Origin of the sequence: Streptomyces tendae, from assembly GCF_014650435.1 — a bacterium.
Taxonomy (GTDB): Bacteria; Actinomycetota; Actinomycetes; order Streptomycetales; family Streptomycetaceae; genus Streptomyces; species Streptomyces tendae.
This window is the reverse complement of record NZ_BMUY01000004.1, coordinates 14,530-36,444: the sequence shown is the minus strand read 5'-3', so window position 1 is coordinate 36,444 and position 21,915 is coordinate 14,530. Positions and strand designations below refer to the sequence as shown.

Genomic DNA, 21,915 nt, shown 5'->3' with positions numbered 1-21,915 from the left:
AGATGAACGCGTGCGAGTGGTAGAGGAAGCGCGACGCTCCGGCCTCGGACCGTCGGTCGCGCCTGTCAACTGACGGGCGGGCATGTGGTGTTAACGCTCTCGATGGCGGCACCGCGCCCGTCGGCGCACAGGCATACCCCTGTTTCTGGCGCTCGTCGAGTCACTGAAAAGGGTTATTGCCCGATTTGCCCGGACGGAAATAACGTAGCGGAAACTATCTTTCCGCTTCCTGTGGAGACGGGAATGCCACATGCATGCGAAAGCATGGGAGGCCCTAGTGACCACCTCGGACCACACTCTGCTCGACTGGTCGCCCGAAGCCGTCGTCTTCGACTGCGACGGCACCCTGATGGACAGCGAACGCCACTGGCAGGAGGCTCGCAACCGGGCCTTCCAGGAGCACGGCCTTCAGCCACCGCCCGGGTTCGCGGAGCGGGCCCTCGGCCTGCACTACGAGGACTGCGGCCGGCTCATGGCGCAGTCCGCGCACAAACCCGAACTGGCCGAGGACCTGACAGCCGCGCTTCTCGACCACTTCCTGGCACTCGTCACCGACGAACCGGTGACGATGCCGGGTGCGGTCCGGCTCGTACGGTTGCTCTCCGACCGCCTGCCGCTGGCGGTGGCCAGCAACTGCCCGAGGGTGGTGGTCGAAGGCAGCCTGGAACGGGCCGGGCTGCTCGCGCACTTCCAGCACCTCGTCGTCCCCGACCCCGGGGACCGCGTGCGCCCCAAACCGCATCCCGACGTGTACGCCGTGGCGGCCCGGCTCTGCGGTGTCCCCCCGCACAGGGCGCTGGCGGTGGAGGACTCCCTGACCGGTGTGGACGCGGCCCGCCGCGCAAGCCTGCGGGTCCTGGGCGTCGGCCCCCGGCCGCAGGGCGACGGCGCCACCCTGGCCGACAGCTGGTTACCGGCATTGGACGCCCCCGAACTGCTGGCCTGGGCCCACGCGCTCGGCAGTCCGCGGGGGCCACAACAGCCTTGACAGCCCACCTCGGTCGGTGTCGCCAAACGCTCACGCTCCCCGGCGCGGTCCGCGAGCAGCAGGGAGCAGGTCGGCCCCGGCCGGGGGCATCGGTGATCCGCGTCGTCCGGACCGGGGCGGTGCCCGACGGCTCGTCCTCTGGCGTCGGCCGAGGCCGCTTCAGACATACGTCCCGCGTCAGTCCTGTGGGTCCCGTGAGCCCGGGAAGGGGCTGGCGCTGTGGTGCAACGGGCAGTCATATCGGAGGCCGGCGGGTCATTGAACTGTTCAGCGTTGAGCTGGTAGACCCGTTGCCAGACATCTTCGTTGTACTGGACGACATGGACCCGCTGCTGGGCGCTCATTCCCTGTAGCGACAGAAAGTGCAACAACTCGCTGGCACGCCTTTGCTCGACCCTGTGAGGCACGTGAGCCGTGGCCGCAGAGGCCGTGCTGGAACGCGGAGCGGACGGGTTCAGTGAGGCTCGGCCGTGCGCTCGTGAGCGCTGTGCTCCGTCGCCGGGCCGGTGTGGCGGGAGAGAGCCAGTGCCCGGCGGCCGACCACCACCGTGACCAGCCCGAGCGGGACGGCGGCGATGGCTCCGACGAGCCCGTTGCCGGTGCCGGGTCCGCCGCTGGAGGTGGCCAGATGCAGCACCGCGAGGACCATGCCCGCCACCCCTGCCCCCATCGCCGACAGGCCGCCGGTGCGTGCGTTGCCGATGCTGATCCGGCCGGTGATGCGCAGCAGAGCCGCGCAGCCGATGGCCAGGCCGATCAGCCCGACTCCGAGGGCCAGGTTGGCCCCGGTCCGCCCGTCTCCGATGATGCCGCCCTCGGCGGCGACCGCCAGGGCTTGTGATGCGTTCATGCTGCTCTCCTCCTTCGTGCGCAGGCAATCTCCGTGCCTTCGCAGTGACTTGAGCATGCGCGGCGGACACACCACTGGTCGTCCACCAGGCGCGGACACTTCGTGCTTCCGCCGCTGCGGCAGTCGACTACCGCGGATGCCGCAGCCGCCGCACGGCTACCGCGGTTGCGGTAGCAGCCGTCTCGTCCGCGGGCGGGACTCGGGCGCGGGGCCGCCCGGTCTAGGGTGCGCGCATGGACATACGACGGCTCGGCGTTCCGGCCTGGGCCGGCGACTGGACGATCGCCGTCGCCGTTGCGGCGCTGCTGCTGGGCACCGGTGTGTCACAGGCACACCCCGGCGGGGGCGCGGGCCTGTTCGGCTCCGTCGTGCTCACGGCCGGCGGTCTTGCGCTCGCAGCGCGCCGACGGGCTCCGGTCCTGGTTCTGACCGTGACCGGACTGTGCGCGGTGGGCTACCTGGCGGCCGGGTTCGATGTGCTCTCCGTCGCGTACTTGGTCGCGGTGTACGCCGCGGTGCGGGCCGGGCACGGCGCCCTCGCCGTGACGGCGTCCGTGACCCTGCTGCTCGTTCTGCACGTCACGGCTCTGCTCTTTCGCGACGGGACCGGGAGAGAAGCGCTCACCCAGGCCCGTAGCGTCCTGGAAGTGGCCTGGTTGATCGCGGCCTTTGCCGCCGGGGAGGCGCTGCGGCAAGCCGAGCGGCGGGCTGAGGAGGCCGAACGCACCAGGGAGGAGACCGCACGGCGCCGTGCGGATGAGGAACGGCTACACATCGCACGGGAGCTGCACGACGCGCTCACTCACCAGATATCGGTTATCAAGGTGCAGTCCGAGGTCGCCGTCCACATCGCCCGTAGACGCGGCGAACAGGTGCCGGAGACGCTGCTCGCGATCCAGGAGGCGGGCCGCGAGGCGACCCAGGAGCTCCGCGCGACGCTGGGAGCGCTTCGGGACGACGGCACGATCCAGCCGCGCGCGCTCGATGCCGTACCGGAGCTGGTCAAACGGTTCCAGACGACCGGCCTGAAGACGGTCCTGACGATCGAAGGACGGCCGTACGGCGTGCCGGTCACGGTGGGCCGGACCGCCTACCGGATCGTCCAGGAGGCGCTGACCAACATCGCCCGCCATGCGGACGCCACGACCGCCTTCGTCCGGATCGAGTACCGTCCGGCCTCTCTCGCGCTGCGCGTCGACGACGACGGCGAGGCCGCTGCGGACACCGCACCGACACCCGGCATCGGGCTCCTCGGGATGCGTGAGCGCGTCACCGCCCTGGGCGGACGGCTGTGTGCCGAACCGCGCAGCGAGGGCGGCTTCACCGTCCAGGCCGAACTCCCCGTGGAGCAGACATCGTGATCCGTGTCCTACTGGTCGATGACCAGCCGCTCATCCGAAGCGGTTTCCGCGCGCTGCTCGATCTCGAGGACGACATCGAGGTGGTGGCCGAGGCCGGCGACGGCAGCGCGGGCCTGGTACTCATCAAGGAGCATCTGCCCGACGTCGCGCTCATCGACATCCGGATGCCGCTCGTCGACGGTATCGAGGCGACCCGTCGCATCGCCGCCGACCCGGCTCTGGCTCAGGTGCACGTGGTCATCCTGAGCAACTACGGTATGGAGGAGTACGTCCTGGACGCGCTGCGCGCCGGCGCCGCGGGATTCCTCGTCAAGGACATCGTGCCGGAGGACCTCCTTCACGCCGTACGGGTCGCCGCGCGGGGCGACGCCCTGCTCGCCCCGTCGATCACCCGCAGGCTCATCGACCGGTACGTCACCCGGCCGCTCCCGACCAGCAAGGCCACCGGGCTCGACGAGTTGACCCGTCGCGAACGCGAGGCGGTCGCCCTGGTCGCGCAGGGCCTGTCCAACGACGAGGTCGCCGACCACATGGTGATCAGTCCGCTGACCGCGAAGACGCACATCAACCGGGCCATGACCAAACTCCGCACCCGCGACCGGGCCCAACTCGTAGTCCTCGCCTACGAATCCGGCCTTGTCACCCCACGCAACCACTGACCTCCACGCGAAAGTGACTGATCGCGGGCAACAGGACGGTCCGGTCCAGCTGGACGAGTGAGCGAAGCGAGTACTCGGGGGCGCACTCCGCTCATGGACGGGTGGTGGCGTCGTGGGCCGCGAACGCGGCCGGGGTGAGACCGGTGCGGTCGCGGAAGAAGCGGCCGAAGTTCGCGGGATCGGAGAAACCGAGATGAGCGGCCACAGCCCGGGCCTCCCACCGGGCATGCCCCAGCAGGCGCCGCGCTTCGAGTAGTCGCCGCTCGTCGATGAGGTCACGCACCCCTTTGCCGGTCGCGTCCCGGGCGGCGCGGCTGAGGGTGCGGACCGAGCAGCCGAGCAGCTCGGCGTAGTCTGCGGCCCGGTGGAGTTCGCGGAAGTGCAGCTCCAGGGCGTCCGCGAAGCTGCCGTAGGTGTCACCACGGCCTGGGCCGGCCGTCGCCGTGACCGTGGGCGTGATGCCGGGGGCGTTGGCCAGGCGCAGCAGCAGCGCTTCGAGCAGGCCGCGCCGCAGGGCGTGGTGGACATCGAGGGGGCGGCGCCCGAGCGCGCGGTGTTCGTCGAGAAGCTGAAGTGCCGTCTGCCGGAGCCAGACGGCGTCGTCGGGGTGCGGGCTCAGCACGGCGGAGGCCTCGTGCGCGGTGAGCGGCGCCAGCAGGCGGGCGGTGCCAGGTGTCAGGACGCCCGGTTCGAACAGGATGAACGGGCCCCGAGCGGTGCCGGGCGGATGCCAGCACTGCGTGTGTCCGGGCCGTACCCACAGCCACTGGCCGGGGGCGACGGTCCGCGTGAGGTGGTCGACGTCGTGGAGCAGCTCGCCCTCGGTGACCCCGATGAGGTAGTGGAAGGTCGCGCGGCCCGGACGGGGCGGGCTCCACGGCCAGTCGTCGTGCTGGGCGAAGAAGTCCTCCACGGTGTTCACCTCCAGCCCGAAGGGTGTGCCGACCGGGGGCTGGAAACCGTACAAGGGGACCTCGGCCGGTCCGGCGTGGCCATGGAGAGCCGGATGTCGTTTGTCGACCATCATGTGTCCGCAGCCTACCGTCCGTTTTCGGCGGTTTCCGGGCAAGGATGGACTGTGCCGCCGCACCTGCGGGAGCGCACACTCTGCGGTCTTCAGCGCCGAAGCCCGCCACCACTTCAAGGAGGACAACGCCCCATGACCCTGCACAAGACCGCAGCCGACTGCGCGCGGGAGCTCCCCGGAGCCGAGCTGGGGCACCCCTTCGGGGACGACTGGGAGGTCTTCAAGGTGCGCGGCAAAGTGTTCATGCTGATGACCGACGTCCCCGGACGCCCCGTCGTGATCCTCAAGTCGGACCCCGGCGAGGCGCTCGCCCTGCGAGAACACAACAGCCACATCACCCCCGGCTACCACATGAACAAGAAGCACTGGATCACCCTGGAGCACGGGGACGGCGTGGACGAATCCCTCGTCCAAGAGCTCGTCACCGAGTCCTACCGGCTCGTCGTCGCCCACCTGCCCAGAGCCAGGCAGCCCGTCGACCCGCACACCTACGCCGGCGGCACGCGGGCATCCCGGTGAGCGCGGCCGGCGACCGGCTCCAGGACGCCGCCCGTACGGCGGCCCTCGCCCTTCCCGATGTCAGCCACTCACGCCCCTTCACCCCCCGGCTCGACGTGTACAAGGTCGCGGGCAAGGTGTTCCTGATCGTCACAGACGACCCGGACGAGCAGATCATCACGGTCAAGTGCGAACCCGAACACGCCCGTGCCCTCGCGCACGCCCACGCCGCGATCACACCGGGCCGCTACCTCGACAAACGCCACTGGATGACGCTCGGGCCGGGACCCGGTATCACCAAGCGCCTCATCACCGACGTGGTCGAGGACTCCTACGACCTGGTCGTCGAAGGGTTGCCACGACGCGATCGCCCAAGGCTCCGATGAGCACCCCCAGCGCGCCCAGCAGTGGCTGATCCGACACCTGCCAACGCCCCGTACAAAGCTCCCCACGCTCGCCACCGACCGAGAGATCCATGGAACCGACCCTGCCGCTCTTCGACGAGGAGCCCGCCCGGCCACTCGCCGACCGCCTGCGCCCCACCCGGCTGGACGAGGTCATCGGGCAGGACCACCTCCTGGCCCCGGACGCACCGCTGGGCCGCATGGTCGCCCAGCAGCGCCTCAGCTCCGCCATCCTGTGGGGCCCGCCCGGCGTCGGGAAGACCACCATCGCCCGGCTCCTCGCCCACGCCGGCAACCTGGCCTTCGAACCGGTGTCGGCCACTTTCTCCGGCGTGGCCGACCTGCGCAAGGTCTTCGCCGCGGCGCAACGCCGTCGCGGCATCGGCCAGGGCACCCTGCTGTTCGTCGACGAGATCCACCGCTTCAACCGGGCCCAGCAGGACAGCTTCCTCCCCTACGTCGAGGACGGCACCATCACCCTGATCGGCGCCACCACGGAGAACCCGAGCTTCGAACTCAACGGCTCCCTCCTCTCCCGCGCCCAGGTCCTCGTCCTCAAGCGCCTCGACGAGGCCGCCCTGTCCACCCTCCTCGACCGCGCCGAACACCTCACCGGCCACCGCCTGCCCCTGGACGACGCCGCCCGACGCGCCCTGATCGCCATGGCCGACGGCGACGGCCGCTACCTCCTCAACATGGCCGAACAGCTCCTGGCCCTCCCCGACACCGGGGCCACCCTGGACCCCGCCGCGCTCGTCCACCACATCCAGCAGCGCGCCCCGCTGTACGACAAGGCGCAGGAGGGCCACTACAACCTGATCTCCGCGCTCCACAAGTCGATGCGCGGCTCCGACCCGGACGCGGCCCTGTACTGGCTCGCCCGCATGCTCGACGGCGGCGAGGACCCCCTGTTCGTCGCCCGCCGACTGGTTCGGTTCGCGAACGAGGACATCGGCGTCGCCGACCCGCACGCCGTTCAGCAGGCGCTCGCCGCCTGGGACGTGTACGAGCGGCTCGGCACCCCCGAAGGCGAGCTGGCGATCGCCCAGGCAGTCGTCTACCTCGCCACCGCCCCCAAGTCCATCGCCGTCCATCGCGGCTTCAACGCCGCCAACCGAGCCGCCCGGCGCACCGGCTCACTCCTGCCGCCCGCCCACATCCTCAACGCCCCGACCCGGCTGATGAAGGATCTCGGCTACGGCAAGGACTACCAGTACGACCCCGACACCACCGACGGCTTCTCCGGCGCCGACTACTTCCCCGACGGCATGGACCGCGAGACGTACTACGAGCCCACCCGCAACGGCTACGAAGTCCAGATCACCGAGCGCCTACGCCAATGGGCCGCCCTGCGCGCTCGCAGACAGCGCGAATGACCGAAGGCCAGTCGCCACCGTCTACCGCATCCTCGCCGAGGACGAAGCGGAGAGCTGAACAGCCATCAGAGCTTCGACCCCCGAGGACCGAGCAGATCACCGTACGGGCGGGGGGCCCGACACCACCCGCATCCCCAGCCCCCGCACCCGGTAGATGCACGTGTCGTCGCCCCACAGCGTCGCGTCCGCGACGGCATAGGGCCCGCGTGCGTCCGTACCGGTCTCCACGATGTCCATGTCCACCCGGATCAGCCGGTTGGCGGGGGTGATCTGGCCCCGGTACGTCCACACCGTCTCCCGGCCGGGCAGCACCGGCTCGAATCGGGGGTGGACGATCCCGTCCGCCGCGCCGCCTTCGATCAGGTGGTACTGGAGCAGCTGGCACATGGCCTCGACCCCCAGTGAGCCGGGCTGCACCGGGTCCTGGAAGAAGTGGGCCCGGAAGAACCAGGCATCCGGGCGCACGTCCTTCTCCGACCGCAGTCGGCCGAGCCCCGCGCTTCCGCCCTCCGGCCAGGAGCCCGTGACCCGGTCCAGCATCAGCAGCATGCGGCCCGGCAGGCGCGGCTCCCCGGCGCAGTAGCGGGCGGGCCGGGTGGTCAGGTCGACCACTCGGTCGCAGGGCTCGTCGAGGCGGGCGCGCTCCTCGGCCGGGACCGGCAGCCCTTGCTGGTCGTCGAACGCCGACCGGGGGAAGTAGCCGAAGACCGTGGTGAGTTCGGCGAGGGGCGCGTCGTCGGCCGTGCACACCACCCGGAACGACTCGATGATCATGTCTCCGCTGCGCGAGACACGGGTCAGGTCGGACCGGGTGCGGATCGTGCGCGTCCCGGCGGTGACCTCGCCGGTGACCGTCTTCGCTCCGTCCAGGTTGCGAAACAGCAGGTCCTGCTCGCTGGTTGTCGCGCTGCCGACGTACGAGGCCAGCCACCCGCAGGGCTGCAGCGCGACCTCCATGAGGACCGAGAGCGGCATGCGCCGGGACGGGTTCTGCTCGAAGTACCACGCCCGTTCCGGTACGTCGTACTCGGCGACGACGACGCTGCCCTCCCGCATGCCGCCCTGGACGCCGTCCACCGAGACGATCCGGCTCATGAAGTGGTAGGGCGGCCCGGGGAGCCTGGCGACCCTGCGGGTGCCGTCGAAGGGCTCGTACATGGTGCCGAACGCCTCGCTGGGCCTGCCCCAGGCGCATGCCAGCAACGACGCGTAGTCGAAGCGGAACCCGTCGGCGGCGACGGCCACCGCCTTTTCCTCCCGGTGCCCGGACAGTCCGCCGAGCCGGGGCAGCGGCACCGGCGCACCGTCCTCCTGCACGGCGGGCGGCCCCGAGACCCGCCACTGCGACAGCGGCCAGTCGGGCACCAGCCGGAGTGCCATGCCGCGCCCCAGGAACGCCTTCCTGCCGTCCACCGACCCGAGGACATCGGCGTGGAGCGTCGGCACCGGCCCGGCCGAGACGCCCCGGACGAACACCTCGTAGACGATCCTCCGGGACTCCGGGGTCGCCTGGCCCCGGCACTTGGCCCGGGACGGCTGGGTGTCGACCGGTTCGAAACGCCAGCCGTCCCGGTCGACGGTGTGGCCCGAGGCCGTCAGATAGAAGGCCATGGCCTGGAGACCGCCCTGGAGCATCAGGGTGCCAGGCATGCAGGGGTCGTTCTTGAAGTGGCCGGTGAAGAACCAGTCGTCCGGGGACACCGCCGTCTCGGCGCGCAGATACCCCCGGCCCCACGGCCCGCCGACCGGGTCGAACACGGTGACCTCGTCCAGCAGGCGCAGCCGCTCCCCGTCGAGCAGGGGTGTCCGCACATGGGCTGCCGTCGCCTCCCAGCCCGGCCCGAAGCACTCCGCGGGCGACCCCTGCGCCAGGGCCCGCACCCGGTCCGTGCCGAAGCTGGTCCGCTCGCAGCGTACGGCCGGAGGGTCGAACGGAAGGTCGTCGCCGGGAGGGTGCTCGGCCGGGTCCCAGCGCACCCCGCCGCCGGCGGCCAGTTCGGCGGGGGTGAAGAAGCCGGCTTGGCCCTCGCGGACGCTGAGCCGCAACTCACCGTCCACGTAGCAGTCGTAGTGGAAGAAGGCCAGCCGGACCCCGCCCGCCTCCGCGTGGCCGTCCACATGGATCTCGAAGCACAAGGTGTCGCCGGGGCGGGGCGGGCCGCCGTGGAACGTCACCTCGCAGCCGAGCAGGCGGTAGGCGCGCTCGCCCCGGTTGAGCAGGTCCGCCCCCAGCCAGCTGAGCAGCAGCAGATCGGCCTGTCCCGCCTCGATCAGCACGCCGGCCGGCATGCGTCCCGTCGCGTCCAGGTACCAGCTGTCGGTCAGGACGTCGGTCTCCGTCCAGATCCGCCCGTCCGTGCGGACCGGCCCGGGCAGGACGAGCGCCGCGGGCACCGCGTCGATGGCGGTGACCCGGTCGGCGAAGAGCATGGGTGGTCCCGGCATCCGGGTCTGCACCGCGTACCGGTCCTGCTCGGCGAAGCGCGGACCGAACAGCGCGGAGATCTCCCCGGAGGCGAGGTGCTCCAACTGGGCCCGGTCGAACACCGGCTTCGCCCCAGGGACAGGGACAGGGACAGGGACCGGAGCCGGAGCCGTGCCGGGGCGCGGGGCTGATACCGGGCCCCGTGGCCGCACGGGGTCGGGCGGGGCGCACGGCGGTGGTACGGGGAGGGCGGCGGACGGCGGTACGGGGACAACGCCTCCCGCGGGCAGGGAGACCGCCGCGCGTCCGGCGTCCGACCTGCCGCCCGCCGTCAGCGCCGTGACGGCCAGCGCGGACACCTCCAGGAACCGCCGGTGGGCTTCCGCGTGCGCGGCCATGATCTCCTCGTGCACCAGGGCGGCCCGCCGGCTCTGCCGGACGACCGTGCCCGCGACCTCCGGCGACCCCAACGCCGGGGACGCCGGGTCGGACAACCGGGCCACCGGCCCCACCGCGGCGGCGGATACGGCGGCAACCGGGGCACCGGGCCGTTCCGCGGGAGCGGGCCGCTCGGCCGGCACCGGTGCCAGCTCGGGGGCCCGGGGCAGAACGGTCACGGCGCGCTCCAGGGGCGGCAGGCAGGGCGTGGGGGGTACGGCAACGGTGACGGTGGGGCCGGGGGCTGGGAGACCGGTAGCGGCCTCGGCGAGCCGGGCGGTCAACGCGTCGGCCCGCACCGGCACCCCGGCCACCACGAGTTCGCCGACGGCCAGGCACAGATTCCGCAGCCCGGCGTCGTCCGGGGCGTCCAGCGCGACGGCCACATGCTCCCGGTCCCCGAGTACCCGCTTGATCCAGCCGGTGCACAGCTTCCGGGGCCCGTGCTCCACGAAGACGCGGACACCGTCCGCCCACGCCCGCTCGATCGTCGCCGCGAAGTCGATCGTGCCCAGTCCCTGAGCGGTGAGCGCTTCCGCGGCCCGCTCGGTCGTCGGACGGTACGCCCGGCCGGTGGCCGCACTGTAGAACCGGACCCCCGGCACATCGACCGTGGGGCGGCGGTGGGCCTCCCGCCACACCTCGCGGACCTCCGCCAACTCCGGGGCGTGGGCGGCCATGTCGTAGTCCAGCTCGATCGCCCGGTCCACGCCCAGCCGGGTGACCACGGCCGCGCATGCCTCGGACTCGCCGCCGACGACGCAGACCCCCGGCGCGTTCACCGCCATCAGATGGACCGCCCGCTCCCCGGCGAGCTCCGCGCGGACGGCCTCCAGCGGCGCGGCGACCAGATAGCTCGACCAGCGGTCGCCGTCGATGCCGCGCTGCCGCCAGTAGCGCCGCACCGCCCGCAGCTCACCCGTGAGCTCCGTGGTGAACAGCCCGCTCTCCCGCGTCGCCTCGTACAGCCCCGAGGCGTCCGGCCACGCGCCCAGCGCGACCAGTGCCGTCGACTCGCCCGAGGAGTAGCCGATCGCGGCGTCCGGCCGCAGGCCCAGCACCTCACGGCTGAACACGGTGTGGAAGACCGCCAGTTCGGCGACGGACCAGATCTGGTCGAGCACGCCGGGCCCCCTCCCGGAGCGCAGCCGCGTCCCGATCGCCCGGTGCCCCGCACGGACGCTCTCGCCCAGCGACGGGTACGCCAGCGTCAGCGCGTGGCCCATCCCGGGGTACGCGGCCGAGCCGTTGGTGTACACGAAGGCGGTCTCGCCGCCGACCGGCGCGTCCCGGTACAGGACATCCGCCGGGCGGGCCCCGCCCTGAGCCAGCCAGCGACGGGCCGCTTCGCGGCGCTCCGCCCAGGCGGTGCCGCCGTCCGCCACGAGAGCCAGCCGCGCCGGGCCCGCCGAGGACTCGGTCCCGGCCTCCAGTGCGGCCAGCACCTGAGCGCGGTCCGCCCCGGAGAAGACGCGCAGGCGCGGGGCGGGCCCCGGCAGCCACGGCCGGGGGTCCCCGGCGCGCAGCCGGACGCTCGTGGCCGGCCCCTCCGCCGGTACGGCGACGACCCGCGCGGTGTGGGCGACGGCCGCCGTGTCGGCGGGCGCGTCGGGGCGGGGGACCGCGCGGTGCTGGAGCGAGAGCGCCGCGACGGCGACGGACACCAGCCCGGATGCCGCATGGGCACGCCCGAAGGCGGACGCCGGATCGAATCCCGCGTCCGGGCCGTCGCCGATGACCATGTCGGGTTCGTCGCCGGCTTCCTCGTCCAGTATGGCGACGACGGTGTCCCCGTCCCGGCGGGCGGCGTCCAGCAGCTTGAGGACCAGGACGACCGCCGCGTCACCGGGCTCCACGCCGGGAGCGGACTCCCGCACGGCGGCCCGGTGGACCGCTTCGCAGGACAGGTCGGTGGCGCCGACGAGCGCGGCGTCGACCTCCCCCGACCGCAGGGCGCGGGCCGCGGCCTCCAGCGCCACCAGCCCGGACGCCTCCTCGGCGGACACCGTGAAACTCGGTCCCGCCAGGTCCAGTTGGGTGCTGATGCGGTTCGCCGCCAGGTTCGGCATGCTGCCCACCACCCCCTCCGCCGTCATGGGTTGGGTGAAGGCGTTGCGGGCGAGGTCCGTCCACGCCGCCGTAACGGGCACACCCGACTCCTCCAGCCAGTGGGGAATCCGCCAGCGCGCGCCCGCCCGGGCCACCTCCGGGTCCACGCCGGTACCGATGACCACCATGGTCCGCTCCCGGGGCAGGTTCACCGTCAGGGCGGCTTCGCGGGCGGCCTCCAGCACCAGGAGCTGATGGCGTACGGTCCGCTCCAGGGCCAGCGGGGGGAAGCACAGGCCCGTCAGCTGCACGGCGATCTCCGCGACCGGGCCGCGCCGTCCACCGCCCAGCACCGCCCGGCGGAGGTCCTCGACCGACGTTCCCTCTCCGACCCGCGCCCCGATGGCGACGATCGCCACGGGTACCGCGCACGCCCCGGGCATACGGTCGCCCGGCGGACCGCTGTCGGCCGCCGCGGCCGGGGTGTCCGGCGCGTCGGGTCCCGGCACCGGGTCCTGCGGTGCCCGGTCCGCCGGTGCGGTCCGCCGCGTGCTGGGCCGCGGTCCGTACACCGGCCGGGGCCCGGAGGGCGGGGGAGCGTCGTCCGGGTCGTCGAGGAGCAGGTGGGCGTTGGTCCCGCCGAACCCGAACGCGCTGACCGCCGCCCTGCGGGGTCCCGCCCACTGCTCCGCCGTGTCCAGGACGCGCAACGGCGTGCCCGACAGGGCGTCCAGCGGCCGACGCGCGCCGAGTGTCGCCGGGCGCACCCCGGAGCGCATCGCACCCAGCACCTTCAGCAGCCCCACCACGCCCGCCGAGGCCAGCAGATGCCCGACGTTCGACTTCGCCGAACCGATCGGCACGTCGTCGGCGGCCCCGAAGACCCGGGCCATGCCCCGTGCCTCCACCGCGTCGCCGACCGGGGTTCCCGTCGCATGGCACTCGACGAGCGACACCGACTCGGGAGCGACGCCCGCCACCTCGTACGCCAGGCGCATCGCCCGCACCTGGCCCTCCTCGGACGGGCTGATCAGACCGGACCCCCGCCCGTCGTTGGACAGCCCCACCCCGCGGATCACGCCGAACACGGGGAGCCCCGCCGCGCGGGCGTCGGAGAGCCGCGCCAGGGCGACGAACCCGGCGCCCTCACCGTGCACCAGCCCGTCGGCGTCCCGGTCGAAGGGGCGGCTGCGCCCCGTACGGCTCGTCGCGGACAGCCCGCAGAACCCCACGTGCAGGTAGAGAGGGTCGGGCCGGCTGACCGCACCGGCCACCATCAGGTCGGCCGTGCCGTCGTGCAGGCGGTCGCACGCCAGCTTGATCGCGTACAGCGAGGAGGCGCAGGCCGCGTCGAGGGACCACGCCCCGGCCCCGAGCCCGAGCGCGCGGGCCGCGAGCAGGGCCGGGAGACCGGAGGAGAAGCGGTTGCGGGCATCGGGGCGGGGGTGGTGACCACCCGTCAGCAGCGCGTCGCGGAGCTCCGGGCGCTGCGCCGACAGCCAGACGTGTTCGGCGAAGGCCGCCCCGGTGGGGGTGGGGTACGACAGGTTGCCCAGGATCAGCCCGCCGCGCCCCAGCGGTGCGGTGCGGCCCGCCTCCGTGAGCGCCTGCCGTACCCCGTGGAGCACCCAGTGGAAGAGCGGGTCCAGCGTCGCGATCCGCTCCGGGGGGACGAGGAAGCCTTCCGGGTCGAAGACGGATTCGAACCCCTCGACGTACCCCCCGATGTCGGTCCAGGTGCGGTCGAGGTGGTCGTCCACCGTGCCCATGACCCGGTGGCGCGGCAGCCGCCACCGGCCTTCCGGGGCCGCCGTCAGACTCGTGCGCCCGGCGGCGACGTTCTCCCAGAACCCGTCCGGGTCCAGTGCGCCGGGCAGGACACAGCCCCGGCCGACGATGGCGATCGGTTCGAAACGCATGCGGGTCTCACTTCACGGCGGGTTCGGACAGGAGGGAGAGCGCCCGGTCAGGAGGGGCGGCTGACGAGTTCGACGCCGGTCAGCTCCAGCAGGACGGACCCGCCGGGTCCGATCAGCGCGGCGTCGCAGCGTGCCCCGGTGTCGTGGACCTTGCGTCCCCGCACCACACAGCGCACGGCGTCGTCCACCGGGCCCCGCCGGTACACCCTGCACTCCGCGACGGCCATCGGCAGGGTCGCCGACCCGAGCACCTTCTCGCCCCAGAGCAGCGCGAGTTGCAGCGCGCCGTCCACGGCGGCCGGATCCAGCGGGCCGCGCCCGCCCGGCCAGCCCAGGGACCGCAGGCCCGCGACCGTCGCCTCCGCCCCGTGCTCCGACACACCGCGCACTTCGCGCAGGGCGTGGAACCGGGGGCCGTGGAAGAGGACGCCCCCGTGGTACGGCGCGGCCACGTCGAGCGGCTTCAGGTCCGCCGGGGTGTCCCAGGAGGACCGGTCGGGTGCACCGTCGCCGGTGTCCACGACGGCACGGAAATGCGCCGGGCCCTCCTCGCCCCGCAGCTCCGCCTCCAGCCCGTCCGGGGAGCCGGGCGCGCCCCGGCTGCCGAGCACGGTGAGCCGGTGGCCCCCGCCTTCCAGCTCCGGCAGGTCGTACTTCCGGTACACCCGCAGATCACGCAGGACGAGCGGCCCCTCGGTCGGCAGCCAGGCCGCCGCGGCGCCCGCGAACCAGTTCAGGACCAGCGCCACGGGCAGCACCGGGACACCGGCGGGTGCGTGGTCGGCCAACTGCGGCAGGGTGTCCGAGCTGACCAGCACCTGTGCGCGCAACCGCTCGTCCGCGGCGGCCGGCCCGTCGCCCGCCGTCAGCACGACACGGGCCTCGCCGGCCGCACCGTCCAGTTCGGCGGTGCAGGCCGCGGCCCCCTGGGCCGGGGGGATGAGCGGCACCCCGGCCCGGCCGAAGTGCGCGGCCAGGACCGGGGTGACCATGCCGCCCTGCCAGGGGCCCCAGGCCACGCAGCGCACCAGGCAGTCGGGGCGGCGAGCCTGCTCGGCCGACGCGACCTGCTGGAGGACCTCGTTGGCCATGGCGTAGTCGCTCTGACCCGCGTTGCCGAACACGGCGGCCACCGAGGAGAACAGCAGAATCGTGTCCAGCGGATCGTCCGCCGTCGCCGTCAGCAGCGCCCGCAGACCGTCCACCTTCGTGGCCATGACCGGCTCTGCCTGCTCGTCGGTCTTGTCCGCGATCCGCTTGTCGGCGAGCACGCCCGCCCCGTGCACGATGCCGGTCACCGGCCCCCACGTCGCGCGCACCTCGCGCAGCGCCGCGGTGAGGGCGTCGGCGTCCCGGACATCCACCCTGACGTACCGGGCGGGCGAACCGGCGGCCTCCAGCCCGGCCAGCGTCGCCCGTACTTCGCGGGCGGCGAGAATCCTCCGGGCCTCCTCCGCGATCCGGGCGGGCGAGGACCCCTCCGCATCATCCCGGGCCCGCTCCGCGAGCAGTCGGGTTAGGGCCCTTTCGTCGGTGGCCGATGCCAGGCCGGCGGGCTCGGCGGCGGCCTGGGTCCGTCCGAGCAGGACGATCCGCGGCCGGTGGGTCCTGGCCAGGTCGAGCAGCGCGGCGGCGGTCACCCCGCGGGCACCGCCGGTGGCCACGATCACGGAGTTCTCGCCGATGCGCGGGGCGCCGCCGGGTGTGAGCGGGGCGGGCACCATCCGCAGCAGGGCGCGGGTGCCGTCCGCACGAAGGCCGACCTCCGTGTCGGCTCCGCCTTCGAGTAGTTCGCACACGATCGCGTCGGCGACCTCTTCGTCGTCCCGCCCGCCCCGCTCGCAGTCGAGCACCCTCACCTGGACGTCCGGCCACTCCTTCGCGGCGGTCCTCGCCAGTCCGGCCGTCCCGCCCAGCCACGCACGGCCGGGCGCGTGTCCGCCGAGCCCGAAGTCGCCGCCGGTGTCCTGGACGGTGACGAACAGGCCGCCGCCCTCGGCCGCCCGCGGTGCCAGCGCGCGCGCCGCGCGGAGCGCCGAGCGGTGGACCTCCCGGGCCTCGTTCGGTGTGCCGCTCGCGGACAGGCCGCCGAGGTGGATGACGCCGCGCGCCCCTTCGGGTACCTCCGCCACAGCGGTGGCGTCCACACCGCGCTCCGCCAGCTTCCGGGCCACGAGGCCGACGACCGGGCACCCCGTGACGTCCTCGCCGCTCACCACGACCGGCCCGTCCAGCAGCCCCGCCGTGGCCAGCCCGGACGCCGGGGACTCCACCATGCGCGGCACCAGCCGGGTCAAGGGCGTCCACCCGTCCGCCCCCGCGTCACCGTCGGACCCCCCGGATCCGTCGCCCCGTACGGCCGGGACATCGACGGTCGTGGAGAACGGGGCGGCCTCGCGAGCCTTTGCCGGGGAGGGCTCGAACGCGTCCGCGCGGGGCGCGGGCACGCCGGGGACGTCCGGCTCCGGCGCGGACCCGGCGGTTGGGGCGCCGGAGGCGAGTGCCGCGGTGATCTCGCGCAGGGTACGGAGCTTGCCGAGCCGTCCGGCGTCCCCGACCGCCACGTCGCCCACCCGGCGGCGCACGGCCGACAGAATCTCGACACGCTTGATGGAGTCGACGCCCAGGTCAGCCTCCAGATCCATGTCCACGTGCAGCATGGCGGTCGGATAGCCGGTGAGGTCGGCCACCACCGACAGGAGCAACTCCTCCAGCTCGGAGGAAGACAGCTCGGAGGAAGACAGCTCCGAGGGAGCAGGCTCCGACACCGATCGGTCCGGCGCCGACGCATCCCGTGCCGGTGCTTCGGTCGGCGGTGCCGGCTCCGATACCGAGGGGCGCACCGCGTGGCTCGCCGCAGGGGCGCTCGCCTCCGGCACGGGATACGGCGTCGCGGCCCCGACGACCGCCGCGGGAGCCGGCGCCGTCACCGGGGGCGCCGCGGCGGCCGGTACGTCGAGCGGGCCGCCGGAGCGGGGGAGCGGCAGCGCAGCGGGCGCCGTCACGTCCGGGACCGCATCCGGGACCGGCGCACCGAGCAGCGCGGCCAGGGTCGTCTCGGTCATCCTCAGGAAGGCCATATGGCTGTCCGTCAGCAGACGTTGACAGGCGAGGTGGGTATCGGCCGTCTGCCGGTGGATGCTCTCGACGGCCAGCTGCCGATCGTCGCCGATGACCGGGCAGGCGTCAGCCGGCGCCTCCGCCGGGTGCGACGGCCCGAACCCCTGCTGCGAGGACGCGGCAGCCGGCACGTATACCGGTGGCAGTGGCACGTTGCCGGGGGGCTGCGAGGGCAGAGCGACCGCCGGTGCGGGGACGGCGACAGCCGGTACGGCGTCGGCGCGCGGCCCGTACTCCGCAGCGTGCGTCGGTTCGACGTGTGGGGTTCCGGAGGGCGGGAGCTGACCGTAGTTGGCTCCACTGATCTTCACGGTCATTCGGGGCTCGCGCTCCTTCGCTGGTGTTCCGGGCGATGCGTAGGGGGTCCAGAGGGGGACGAGGTCGAGGGGAACGCCCAGTACGGCGAGTTCACCGAGCGCGGCGTGGAAGGTGTCGACGCCCGCCCCGGCCGGCCGGTCGAGGGGCACGGCCGTATGCTCACGGTCGGCGAGGATCTGCCCGACCAGGCCCGTGAGCGTGGCGCCCGCGCCGACCTCCACGAAGGTCCGCACCCCCGCCGCGTACATCGCCTCGATCTGGTCCTGGAAGAGGACCGGCGAGGCGAGATGACCGGCGACCCGGCGGCGCACCGCGTCCGGGCAGGAGGGGTAGGGCGCCGCGTCCGTGTTGCCGTAGACCTCGATGCGGGGTTCCGAGAACGTCACCGTGCGCAGGTGGGCGGCGAGCGGCTCGACGGCCGGGGCGACCAGCGGGCTGTGGAAGGCGGTCGACGCGGACAGTCCGCGGGAGGCGATCCCCGCGGCCGAGAAGGCGCTCCGCGCCCTTTCGACCGCCGCCACCGAACCTGAGAGCACCGTCTGACGGGGCGAGTTGTGGTTGGCGGGCCAGATGTCTTCGAAGCCACCGCCGGCCAGTACCTGCGCCACGCGTTCGCGGTCCGCCGCCACCGCCAGCATCGCGCCCGGGGTGGCCGCCGCCTCCCGCATCAGCTCGCCGCGGCGACGCGCCAGCCCGACCAGCGACTCCGCGTCCAGGGCGCCCGCGCAGTGCAGCGCCACCAGTTCGCCGAAACTGTGGCCGGCCACGCAGTCCGGCCGCAGCCCCAGTTCCCGCACCACCGCCAGCAGCGCGAGCGCGTGCACCGCCAGCGCCGGCTGAGCCCACTCGGTGGCGTTCAGCAGGGCCGCTCGGGCGGCGCGCTCCTCCTCGGTGAAGGCGGGCGGCGGGAACACGGCCCGGTGCAGCGGCCTTCCGTCGAAGCGGGTGGAGCCCAGCCGGTCCCACACGGCCTGCGCGGCCGGGGCCAGCATCGCGAGCCCGGCCCCCATCCCGACGTACTGGGAGCCCTGCCCGGGGAACAGGAAGCCGATGCGGCCGGGCGCGGACTCTCCGTGCGCGTACCGGATTCCGGAAGGGGCCGAGAACGACGCCTCGGGGCGCCGCCGGATGTGCGCGAGCGCCTGCGCGTACTTCCTCCGCAGGTCATCGGTGTCGGTGGCAACGACGGCCAGCCGCACCCGGGCGGTGGGCGAGAACGCGGCGTGGCTCTCCCTCGCCAGCTCGGTCAGCGGCCGTCCGTCCTCGGGTAGTTGTTCCTTCAGGGCGGACGGCGAAGCGGCGGCGAACAGAACCAGCTCGCTCGACGCCGTGCGGTGGCGCAGGGCAGGGCGGCCCGTGTTCTTCGGCGCGGGGTGCGCAGGGGTGTCCGCCTGCGTGCCCGACGAGGGGGTGGGCACGGTCGGCGGCGTGTATTCCTCCAGGGTGACGTGGAAGTTGCTGCCGCCGAAGCCGAAACTCGACACCGCTGCCCGGCGCGGGTGACCGGCCGGCCGCACCCACGGCCGGGCCTCCGTGTTCACGTAGAACGGGCCGTCAGGGGCGGCGGCTGCCGGGTTCGGCCGTTCGACCTTGACTGTGGGTGGGAGGACCTTGTGGTGGAGGGCCATCACTGCCTTGAGCAGCCCCGCCGCACCCGCCGCGCACTTGGTGTGCCCGATCTGCGACTTCACCGAGCCGATGGCGCACCACTGGCCGTCAGGACGTCCCGAGGCGCCGAACACCGCGTTGAGCGCGGCCAGTTCCGCGGTGTCCCCGGCCTTCGTGCCGGTGCCGTGCGCCTCGACCAGCTCCACGGTCTCCGGCGGGTAGCCGGCCTCCTCGTACGCGCGTCGCAGGGCCCGTTCCTGGCCCTCGGGCAGCGGGGCGTAGATCGCTGTGCTCCGGCCGTCCGACGAGGTGCCGATGCCCCTGATCACGGCGTGGATCCGGTCGCCGTCGCGCTCTGCGTCGGACAAACGCTTCAGGGCGTACATCACGACCGCCTCACCGAGCATCGTGCCGTCCGCCGCCTCCGCGAACGGGCGGCAGTCGCCGCTGGGGGAGAGCGCGGGCGTCTTGGAGAAGCAGAGGAACATGCCGATGTCGTTCCCGGTGTCCACGCCGCCGCTGATGACCAGGTCCGCCCGGCGCAGGGACAGTTCTCCGACCGCCGTCGACAGGGCGGCCAGCGAGCTGGCACAGGCGGCGTCGGTGGTGTGGTTGACGCCGTGCAGATCGAACCGGTTGGCGATCCGTCCCGCGACGACGTTGCCCAGCAGCCCCGGGAAGGTCGACTCGCGCCACGGCTCGAAGCGGGCGGCGATGCGGTCGCACACAGCCTGCGCCTCGGCCTCGTCGAGCCCGCTCTCCCGCAGCCCCGCCAGCCACGTGGGGCGCTGGGAACGCCCGTACATGTGCGGCAGCAGTTCGAGGGCGGCCGCCCCGAGGACAACGCCGGTCCGGTCCCGGTCGATCCCGGACGTCCCGCCGGCGTCCCTCAGCACCTGGTCGGCGACCATGAGGGCGAGCAGCTGGGAGGTGTCCGTGGCCGGCAGATTGGCGGGAGGCACCCCGTAGGCCATCGGGTCGAAGTCCACCTCGGGAAGGAAGGCGCCCCGGCGGGCGTACGTCTTGTCGGGGGCGGACGGGTCCGGATCGTAGTGGTCCTCCACCCGCCAGCGGGAGGCGGGGACCTCGGTGATCAGGTCGCGGCCGCCGGTCACGACCCGCCAGTAGCCGGCTGCGTCCGTGGCGCCCGGAACCAGCGCCCCGACGCCGACCACGGCGATGGGGACCTGGCGGGGGGTGGAGCCGGACATGGTCTCTCCTCGGGGTCGGGCGACGGCGGACGGTGCCGCGGCGGGGCCGCTCATGCCAGCTCACGCGGCGTGTAGGTGAACGCCTCGGAAGGCAACGGAACGCCGTACGTGCGCAGTTGATGGGCGCGGGTGAGTGTCGCGGCCCCTTCCAGCAGGTTGAGGGCGATCTGCGTCACGGACCGGTGGGGCGGTTTTGCCAGGAAGGTGCCGGCCGCCCACCGGTTGAACGCGCCCATCGCCGGTCCGCACCAGATCTGGTAGTCGGCCCGCCGCGCGCTCTCCCCGGTGATCGCCCACCGGCTGGAACTGCCCAGGTACCAGCGGAACACCAGGGCCATGCGGTGCCGGGGGTCGGCCTCCGCACGGACGGTTTCCGCCGGATCGCGCTCCTCCCAGAAGGCACGCGTGTGCTGCCAGATCTCTTCGAACGGGGCGCCCAGCACGTCGCGTTCGATCGCGGTACGCAGCGCCTGCGGGATCTCCTCCAGCGAGCCGTGGTCACGGTAGGCCGTGTACAGGCGGCCGGCCCGCCGGGCGAACATCGTGCCCCGCGACAGCACTTGCAGCTTCACGCCCAGCTCGAACATGTCGGCCGACGGCGCCATGGCGACATCGGCGACGTCCGCGTCGCACAGCATCGCCTTGGCCTCGTCGGACAGACCGGCCTCGACCGCCGTCTGGTTCACCGAACCGGTGACGACGTAGGACGCGCCGAGAGCGAAGGCGGCGGCCACCGCGTCCGGGGTGCCGAGGCCCCCGGCCGCGCCGAGGCGGACCGGCCGCCGGTACCCGAACCGCCGGCAGACCGTGTCGCGCAGGGCGGCGATCCGCGGCAGCAGGACCGACAACGGCCGGTTGTCGGTGTGCCCGCCGCTGTCCGCCTCGACGGTGATGTCCTCGGCCACCGGCACCAGGGCCGCCAGGGCCGCCTCCTCGCGGGTCAGGCTGCCCCGCGCGACAAGGAGGTCCAGCAGAGCGGTCGGGGCCGGGGAGAGGAACCTCTCGGCCACCTCGGGACGGGAGAGCTTCGCGAGCAGCCGCGTACGCCGGACGACGCCGCCGTCCGCACCCCGGCGCAGGCCCCGCGCCGAGCACAGGACGACCGCAGGGGTCAGCTCCATGAACGCCGACACCGAGATCCGGGGGACACCGCACCGCAGCAGAAGCTCCGCGACCCGCCACTCCAGCTCCGGCTCGGCCGGTGAGTGGATGAGATTGACTCCCCAGTTCGTGCGGGACGCCAGCTCCTGCGCCAGGGAGTGCACAGCCCGCTCCACCTCCGGGAGGGGCAGGCCGCCCGCACCGAAGAAGCCGATCATCTCCGCCCGCGCCATCGCCGCGACCATGCCGGTGGTCGCGATGCCGTTCGCCATCTCCCCCGCCACATAGGGGAAGCGGACGCCGTGCGCCTCGCAGAAGGTCCGGCCGCCGAGCCACTCGGGGTACAGCGGCGGCAGCGTGCCCAGCACCGGACCGGCAGGCGGTGCCCCGGTCGCGAGGCCCAGCTCCCGGCCGTCCGGCCCGCTGACGACGTGCACGGGTTCCCGGATCAGCCGGACACGGTCGGTGATCCCCTCGGGGGAGAAGACCGGCGGACGCACGGCAAGGGCGCGGGGAGCGGCGAGAACGGACACGGAAGCTCCAACGGGACGGGACACGGTTGC

The 21,915-nt window shown here is 73.4% G+C and carries 11 protein-coding genes; 6 read left to right on the top strand and 5 right to left on the bottom strand.

Annotation, left to right across the window (positions count from 1 at the left end; translation table 11 throughout):
* Positions 1 to 277 precede the first annotated feature (277 nt).
* Positions 278 to 988, top strand: a complete 711-nt coding sequence (locus IE258_RS12220; protein ID WP_189742722.1) for an HAD family hydrolase — start codon at positions 278 to 280, stop codon at positions 986 to 988.
* 454 nt (positions 989 to 1,442) lie between these two features.
* On the opposite strand, the gene IE258_RS12215 is transcribed toward IE258_RS12220, so the two are convergent.
* Positions 1,443 to 1,838, bottom strand: coding sequence for a DUF6223 family protein (locus tag IE258_RS12215; RefSeq protein ID WP_189742720.1), 396 nt, complete (start codon positions 1,836 to 1,838; stop codon positions 1,443 to 1,445).
* A gap of 233 nt (positions 1,839 to 2,071) precedes the next feature.
* Here IE258_RS12215 and IE258_RS12210 point away from each other — a divergent pair, with 233 nt between their 5' ends.
* Entirely contained in the window at positions 2,072 to 3,199 is a 1,128-nt protein-coding gene (locus IE258_RS12210) for a sensor histidine kinase (RefSeq protein WP_189742718.1), read from the top strand.
* Positions 3,196 to 3,858, top strand: a complete 663-nt coding sequence (locus IE258_RS12205) for a response regulator (protein WP_189742716.1) — start codon at positions 3,196 to 3,198, stop codon at positions 3,856 to 3,858. Before IE258_RS12210 ends, IE258_RS12205 begins: the two co-directional genes overlap by 4 nt.
* Before the next feature lie 91 nt (positions 3,859 to 3,949).
* On the opposite strand, the gene IE258_RS12200 is transcribed toward IE258_RS12205, so the two are convergent.
* Positions 3,950 to 4,885 carry a helix-turn-helix domain-containing protein gene (locus IE258_RS12200; RefSeq protein WP_189742714.1) on the bottom strand — a complete coding sequence of 312 codons (936 nt, stop codon included), beginning with the start codon at positions 4,883 to 4,885 and terminating at the stop codon, positions 3,950 to 3,952.
* A gap of 132 nt (positions 4,886 to 5,017) precedes the next feature.
* Between IE258_RS12200 and IE258_RS12195 the strand changes: the two genes are divergently transcribed.
* The 3 genes from IE258_RS12195 to IE258_RS12185 all read left to right on the top strand — a co-directional run bounded on the left by IE258_RS12195 (position 5,018) and on the right by IE258_RS12185 (position 7,163).
* Positions 5,018 to 5,404: an MmcQ/YjbR family DNA-binding protein gene (locus IE258_RS12195; protein WP_189742712.1), complete on the top strand. Its 387-nt coding sequence runs from the start codon at positions 5,018 to 5,020 to the stop codon at positions 5,402 to 5,404.
* Entirely contained in the window at positions 5,401 to 5,769 is a 369-nt protein-coding gene (locus IE258_RS12190) for an MmcQ/YjbR family DNA-binding protein (protein WP_189742710.1), read from the top strand. Before IE258_RS12195 ends, IE258_RS12190 begins: the two co-directional genes overlap by 4 nt.
* An 89-nt stretch (positions 5,770 to 5,858) precedes the next feature.
* Positions 5,859 to 7,163, top strand: coding sequence for a replication-associated recombination protein A (locus IE258_RS12185; protein WP_189742708.1), 1,305 nt, complete (start codon positions 5,859 to 5,861; stop codon positions 7,161 to 7,163).
* Positions 7,164 to 7,259: 96 nt separating this feature from the next.
* Here IE258_RS12185 and IE258_RS12180 read toward each other — a convergent pair whose 3' ends face one another.
* The 3 genes from IE258_RS12180 to IE258_RS12170 are packed head-to-tail and all read right to left on the bottom strand — an operon-like array spanning position 7,260 to position 21,885.
* A complete protein-coding gene (locus IE258_RS12180; RefSeq protein WP_189742706.1) occupies positions 7,260 to 13,994 on the bottom strand; it encodes a type I polyketide synthase in 6,735 nt (2,244 codons plus the stop codon).
* Between the two features lie 47 nt (positions 13,995 to 14,041).
* Positions 14,042 to 20,251, bottom strand: a complete 6,210-nt coding sequence (locus tag IE258_RS12175; RefSeq protein ID WP_189742704.1) for a type I polyketide synthase — start codon at positions 20,249 to 20,251, stop codon at positions 14,042 to 14,044.
* A gap of 50 nt (positions 20,252 to 20,301) precedes the next feature.
* Entirely contained in the window at positions 20,302 to 21,885 is a 1,584-nt protein-coding gene (locus IE258_RS12170; RefSeq protein ID WP_189742703.1) for a PfaD family polyunsaturated fatty acid/polyketide biosynthesis protein, read from the bottom strand.
* Positions 21,886 to 21,915: the final 30 nt, after the last annotated feature.